The sequence below is a fragment of the Mycobacterium sp. genome (assembly GCF_032161845.1).
Classification (GTDB): Bacteria; Actinomycetota; Actinomycetes; order Mycobacteriales; family Mycobacteriaceae; genus Mycobacterium.
This window is the reverse complement of record NZ_JAVRQA010000434.1, coordinates 1-3,921: the sequence shown is the minus strand read 5'-3', so window position 1 is coordinate 3,921 and position 3,921 is coordinate 1. Positions and strand designations below refer to the sequence as shown.

The 3,921-nt window shown below is 67.4% G+C and carries 4 protein-coding genes; 1 reads left to right on the top strand and 3 read right to left on the bottom strand.

What is annotated here, in order from left to right; genetic code table 11:
* Positions 1–110 precede the first annotated feature (110 nt).
* From QOD90_RS23765 to QOD90_RS23755, 3 genes are all read right to left on the bottom strand, one after another.
* Complete coding sequence (locus tag QOD90_RS23765) at positions 111–1,451, bottom strand: ABC transporter substrate-binding protein (RefSeq protein ID WP_526353682.1); 1,341 nt, start codon at positions 1,449–1,451, stop codon at positions 111–113.
* An 85-nt stretch (positions 1,452–1,536) separates the two neighbouring features.
* Positions 1,537–2,361: a carbohydrate ABC transporter permease gene (locus tag QOD90_RS23760; RefSeq protein WP_526353680.1), complete on the bottom strand. Its 825-nt coding sequence runs from the start codon at positions 2,359–2,361 to the stop codon at positions 1,537–1,539.
* Positions 2,348–3,205 carry a carbohydrate ABC transporter permease gene (locus tag QOD90_RS23755; RefSeq protein WP_526353684.1) on the bottom strand — a complete coding sequence of 286 codons (858 nt, stop codon included), beginning with the start codon at positions 3,203–3,205 and terminating at the stop codon, positions 2,348–2,350. Before QOD90_RS23755 ends, QOD90_RS23760 begins: the two co-directional genes overlap by 14 nt.
* Positions 3,206–3,263: 58 nt before the next feature.
* Between QOD90_RS23755 and QOD90_RS23750 the strand changes: the two genes are divergently transcribed.
* The coding region (locus QOD90_RS23750) for a PmbA/TldA family metallopeptidase (protein WP_526353678.1) at positions 3,264–3,921 on the top strand (658 nt) is incomplete at its 3' end.

Sequence of the window (3,921 nt, the reverse complement as noted above, 5' to 3'; positions counted from 1 at the left end):
ACTGTTCACCCCGCTGGCGACGAGCACCTAGCTTTTGCCGCCGAGTGGCCACTTATGCTACGCAATCAGCCAAAATGCGTGCGATAACTGGCCATTCGGCACCTGCCCGCCTAGCGGTCGGCCGCCGCGTTCGCGGCGACCTGCGCGTCCTTGAGGCTGCCGGGCACGTCGCGACGGCCGAGGAACATCTCGTCGAAGTACGGTTTGAACGCCTGATAGCCGGCGGCAAAACCCGGCCCACCAGGCGCTGCGATGCGCGGTCCGTCGAGCACCTTGAAGAACGGGGCCACGTCGACGCCCCTGGCGGCCCAGTGGTTGAAGTACGTGGGTTGCGCCGCGATCACCGCCGGGATCGCGGCGCCGTCGGCTCCGAGGAACGCATTGCCGCGGGTGCTGCCCATCCATTCGAGGACTTGTCGCACCGCGTCGGGATGGGGTGAGGCGGCGTTGCCCGCGGCGGCGATTCCGTTGGTGACGCTGACGCGCCCCGTCGGACCCGTCGGCAACATGGTCACGCCCCAGCGAAACGGCGCCTGATCCGCGATCGCGGACAGGTTGTAGGTGCCCGACTGAAACAGCGCCATCCGTCCCTGCAGAAACTGGTTGCGCGAGAAGTCGCCGTTGCCGTTGGTGTCCGATGCCGGGGGAGCGACGTGGTCGTCGTTGATGAGGCGGACCAGGTACTCGAAGGCCTGGATCGCCGCGGGGTTGTCGAACGCGAAGCGGTCCCCGTCGGTGAAGAGTCCGCCCGCCGAACCGATGTAGTCGAGGTAGATGCCCTGCAGATCGTTGGCCGCGTTGTAGCCCCACTGCCGGATCCTGGACGGATCGAATTGCGGTGTGTCGGCCCGGTTTCCGTCGGCGTCGACCGTCAGCCTTGCCAGTAGTGGCGCCAACGTGTCACGGGCGGAGGCCCCGCCGGGCGACCACCGCAGTCCGAGCAGTTCGGCGAGGCCGACGCCCGCCTGGTCGAGGAGGTCGGCGTTGAAGTACACGGCGATGCCTGCGTCGGTGAGCTGCGGGACGCCCCACAGCACGCCGTGGCGGGTGAACTGTTGCACCACAGGGGTTTCCCATGCCCGTGCGGCACCCGGACCCAGCGTCTTCCCGATGTCGAGCAGTCTGCCGTTGTCGGCGTAGCCGGCGAAATAGGCATTGGAGAGCCAGAAGACGTCGTCCGCCCCACCGCCCGCCACGTCGGTGCGCAGCGTGTCGAAGTAGGACGAGTACGCGACGACGTTGACGCGCACCTCGATGTCGGGATGTTCGCGGGTGAACGCGTCGAACGACTGGCGGTAGGCCGCGGCCACCTGTTCGTCCCACAGTCGCACCGTCACCACGGTCTTGCCGGAGCGATCGCTCGACCCGCCGAGCAGCACCGCGGCACCGAGCAAGACCGCGAGGACGACCGCCAGCGCGCCGACGAAGAGTGTCGAGAACTTGGGCTTCACCTCGACCTCCAGCCGTTGAGATAGCGCTCACGGTCGTCGTTGCTCGCCGTTCTCGACCGTGAGCGCTCACTCAACGAAGGCGGCGTCACTTGATCCCCGTCACGACGATCGAGCGGACGATGTGACGGCCGAACGCCACGAAGAGCACGATCAGGGGCACGATCGCGACCGTCGTCGCCGCCATCACCAGCGTCCACTGCGCGTCGAAGCGCGACTGCAGGCCCGCGGTGGCCACGGTCAGCACCTGCCACTTGCCGCCGCTGGTGATTACCAGTGGCCACATGAAGTTGTTCCACTGCGACACCGCGGTGATCAGCGCCAGGGTGACCAGGATCGGGCGGCTCGCGGGCAGCACGACGTGCACGATCACGTCGAGGGTGTTGGCGCCGTCGATCCTGGCCGCCCTGATGAGATCTCGTGGAATCGTCCGGAAGTACTCCCGCAACAGGAAGATCGCGTACGGCGAGCCGAACATGAACGGCAACACCAAGGCCCAGAACGTGTTCCGCAGGCCGACCTCGGCCATCATCAGGTATAGCGGCACCACGGTCACGGTGGCAGGCACCATCAGCGTCGCGACGTACACCCAGAACAGTGCGTCACGGCCGGGAAACTCCATCCGCGCAAAGGCGTATGCGGCGAACACCGAGAAGGTGAGCTGTCCGAGCAGGATGACGGCGGTCATCAGTGCCGTCACCACGATGGCCCGGCCGAATCCCGCGTCGGCCAGGCCGAGGTAGTTCGCCAACGTCGGCGGCGACGGCACCGACAGCGGGGACTCGGTGTTGAACTGGTGCGCGGAGGTGAACGACGTCAACAGGCCGAGCCCGAACGGAACCAGCGTGATCACCGCGAGGGCCGCGAGGGCCAGGTAGATCGCGGCGTTCGAGACTGTTCTAGACCAAGTCATAGCTGATTCTTCGCCGGAAGTAGAAGTGCTGGATCAACGTCACGCCGAGCAGCAGCACGAACAGGATGACCGCCATCACCGCGGCGCGCCCGACCGCGGCTGCACCGAACGCCTCGGCGTAGATGCGGTGCGCGACGAGGTCGGTGTGGCCAAGTGGGCCGCCGCCGGTGAGGGCGTAGACCGTGTCGAAAACTTGTGCGGCGCTGACGATCCCGGTGACGAGGACGAAGAACAGCGTGGGTCGCAGCATCGGGAGCGTGATGTGGCGAAACCGCTGCCAGGAGTTGGCGCCGTCGGTGCGCGCCGCGTCCTGGACGTCGCGCGGGATGGCCAGGATGCCCGCGAGGAAGAACAACGTCACGTAGCCGACGTTGGTCCACACCGTGACCGCCGAGACGACGGGCAGCGCCAGCACGGGATCGGTCAACCACTCGACGGGGTAGCCGAGCACGGTGCTCACCGCGCCATCGGTCGGCGCGAGGATCCACTTCCACAGCACCGCGATCGCCAGCGGCGAGCAGATCCACGGCAGCACGTACAGCGTCCGGAGGAAGCCGCTGCCCGGCAGGTTGCGCGCGAGCATGGTCGCCGCGAACAGGCCGAGCACCGTCTGCAGCGGAACGACCAGGAGGATGAATACTGCGGTGGCGACCATCGAGGTGCCGAACGTGTCATCACCGAGGACGGACCGCCAATTGCCCAGCCCCACATAGCGGATCGGTCCGAGTAGGTCCCAGCTGTGCAGACTGAGCCATCCCACGACGAACATCGGCAGCAGCAGGAAGGTCACCACGCCGAACAGGCTGGGGGCGAGCAGCGTGTAGCCCACGACGGCGTTGCGAATGCTGCGTCGAACTGGCTGGCGACCCACCGCGTCATTATGGTGCCACTACGGTAGAGGCGTGACAGCGCGCCGACGTGTCGATGCCGATTTCCTCGAGCTGCCGCGACACCAGCTCGCCGATGCAGCGCTGTCGGCGGCCGCGGCTGCCGGCGCAAGCTACGCAGACCTGCGGATACACCGCATCACCACCGAGATCGTGCAGCTGCGCGACGGCGAGCTGGAGACGTCGGTCGTCAGCCGCGAGATCGGTCTTGCGGTGCGGGTCATCGTCGACGGCACGTGGGGTTTCGCGTCGCACGCCGAGCTGGATCCGACCGTCGCCGCCGAAACGGCCCGCCGTGCGGTCCGCGTCGCCGCCACCCTGGCGCCGCTCAATGCCGAGCGCATCGAGCTGGCACCGGAGCCGGTGTACTCCGACGTGAGCTGGGTGTCGGATTACGTCGTCGACCCGTTCGACGTCCCCGCTGCCGACAAGATCGGGGTGCTCGACGAGTACTCGGGGCGACTGCTCGCCGCCGACGGGGTCGATCACGTGTCCGCGGCGCTGCAGGCCGTCAAGGAACAGGCGTTCTACGCCGACACGTTCGGCTCGTCGATCACCCAGCAGCGTGTGCGCGTGCAGCCCTCGTTCGAGGCGGTGGCCGTCGACTCCGGGGCGGGCACGTTCGAGTCGATGCGCACTCTGGCGCCACCGACCGCGCGCGGTTGGGAGTACG

Bases quoted from the DNA above. Each gene is read 5' to 3' on its own strand.
- QOD90_RS23760 (WP_526353680.1), bottom strand. From the start codon at position 2,361: ATGACTTGGTCTAGAACAGTCTCGAACGCCGCGATCTACCTGGCCCTC.